3 protein-coding genes are annotated in these 1,979 nt (G+C 68.2%); all 3 read left to right on the top strand.

Annotated elements, in window-relative coordinates; genetic code table 11:
• Positions 1–1,315 (top strand): copper-translocating P-type ATPase (locus I5M_RS03405; RefSeq protein WP_022720116.1); only part of this gene is annotated, 1,315 nt, incomplete at its 5' end.
• Position 1,316: 1 nt separating this feature from the next.
• Positions 1,317–1,505 carry a cbb3-type cytochrome oxidase assembly protein CcoS gene (ccoS, locus tag I5M_RS03400; RefSeq protein ID WP_022720115.1) on the top strand — a complete coding sequence of 63 codons (189 nt, stop codon included), beginning with the start codon at positions 1,317–1,319 and terminating at the stop codon, positions 1,503–1,505.
• A gap of 1 nt (position 1,506) precedes the next feature.
• Positions 1,507–1,719, top strand: coding sequence for a hypothetical protein (locus I5M_RS03395; protein WP_022720114.1), 213 nt, complete (start codon positions 1,507–1,509; stop codon positions 1,717–1,719).
• Positions 1,720–1,979: the final 260 nt, after the last annotated feature.

The raw sequence follows: 1,979 nt of genomic DNA, 5'->3' as shown, positions 1-1,979 counted from the left end.
CGGCGAGACGCAGTATGTTAAGGCCGAGCGCGGCATGCAGGTCTATGCCGGCACGCTCAACATCTCCGGCACGTTGCGCGTCCGCGTCGCGGCGGCGGCCGAAGGCACGCTGCTGTCCGAGATCACCAAGCTGCTCGATCACGCCCTGCAGGCGCGATCGCGCTACATCCGCCTCGCCGACCGCGCCTCGCAGCTCTATGCGCCGGTGGTGCATGTCACCGCGCTGCTCACCGTGATCGGCTGGCTGATCGCCGGGGCCGGGCTGCACGACTCGATCGTCATCGGCATCGCGGTACTGATCATCACTTGCCCTTGCGCCCTTGGCCTCGCGATCCCGGCGGTGCAGACCGTCGCGGCGGGCGCGATGTTCCGTGCCGGAGTGCTGCTCAATTCCGGCGACGCCATCGAGCGCGCTGCGGTGATCGACACCGTTGTGTTCGACAAGACCGGCACGCTGACGCTGCCCGAACTCGACGTCGTCAACGTCGCCGAGATCGACGCCGACACCTTCCATCTCGCCGGTCGTCTGGCACTCGCCAGCCATCATCCGGTCGCCGCCGCGGTGGCTCGCGCGTCCGCCGTCAAGGCGCCGCTGCCTGATGTCGTGGAAGAGCCCGGTCGCGGCGTGCGCGCGATGTTCGAAGGCGAGGAAGTCCGGCTCGGCAGCCCCGCATTCTGCGGCGCCGACGATCTGGCCAACGAACTGCTCGCGCAGGATCCGGAAGTGTCGGTTGTGGCATTCAGCCGCGGCGGCCGGCACACCGTGTTCGCGGTGCGCCAGTTGCTGCGCCCGGATGCGGCCAAGACCATCGATGCGCTGACCAATCGCGGCATCGTCGTCGAGCTGCTGTCCGGCGATCGCGAGCCCGCGGTGCGTCACGCCGCCGGTGCACTCGGCGTCAACGTCTGGCGCGCCGGCGTCACGCCGGCCGAAAAGATCGCGCATGTCGAAGCGCTGAAGCGCCAGGGCCGCAAGGTGATGATGGTCGGCGACGGCATGAACGACGCCCCGGCGCTCGCCGCCGCCACTGTCTCGATGTCGCCGATCAGCGCCACCCATCTCAGCCAGGCCACCGCCGATCTGGTGTTCCTCGGCAAGGAGCTTGCGCCGGTGCTGGCCGCGGTCGATTATTCGCGCAAGGCGATGAGCCTGATGCGCGAGAATCTCGGTCTGGCGATCGGCTATAATGTTCTGGCGGTGCCGATCGCGATCGCGGGTCTGGCGACGCCGTTGATCGCCGCGCTGGCGATGTCGGGTTCGTCGGTTCTGGTGATGCTGAACGCGATGCGCGCCCGCCGCGCCGGGAGGGCGTGAGATGGAAGTGATCGTGTTTCTCGTGCCGCTGGCGCTGGCGCTCGGCCTGCTTGGTCTCGCCGGCTTCCTGTGGTCGCTCAAGACCGGCCAATACGAAGATCTCGACGGCGCCGCATGGCGGGCGATCGCCGACGACGAGCCGCTGCCGCCGCAGCCCGCCAAGGCGGCGCAATCGACGGAGCGTGGCTGACATGGCTCTTCTCACAGTCGATGATCATCCGAGCGAGTCCGCCGTCGCCAACCGGCTGTCACCGCCCGTGCCCGCGCCCGGCGAAGACGCTGTGCCCGAGGAAGTCATCGAGCGCTGGCTGCAGTCGCTGCCCTGGCATCGGCGCTGGTTCGCGCGCTTCTACCGCGCGCTGCGCAAGCTCAATCCGGCATTTCCGCCGATGTCGTGCTGCTGACGCGGCGCCGAGAACTTTCTTCAGACCAAAGCGTTACCGCGCGTTCATCGCGTTGATACAGACCGCGGCTATCAGGCCGGCGAATCCTCGCGGGTGAGCGAGTCGAATCGACCGGGGGCCGCAATGACTCAAGCGTTCATCATCGAAGTGAATTCGTGCGCCGCCGGCATCGTTGTGCGCGACGGTCGGGGATTCCGCTTCCACGCCGCCAATGGCGCCTTCACCGGCCTCGAGGGGCGTGGCTTCCGGTCCCCGGGCGA

Source organism: Rhodopseudomonas sp. B29 (assembly GCF_000333455.1).
Classification (GTDB): Bacteria; Pseudomonadota; Alphaproteobacteria; order Rhizobiales; family Xanthobacteraceae; genus Rhodopseudomonas.
The sequence above is the reverse complement of the archived record's forward strand: the minus strand, read 5'-3'. Positions and strand labels throughout refer to the sequence as shown.

Excerpts from the sequence above, each read along its gene's own strand:
- I5M_RS03395 (WP_022720114.1), top strand. The coding sequence starts at position 1,507 with ATGGCTCTTCTCACAGTCGATGATCATCCGAGCGAGTCCGCCGTCGCC.
- ccoS (WP_022720115.1), top strand. The coding sequence starts at position 1,317 with ATGGAAGTGATCGTGTTTCTCGTGCCGCTGGCGCTGGCGCTCGGCCTG.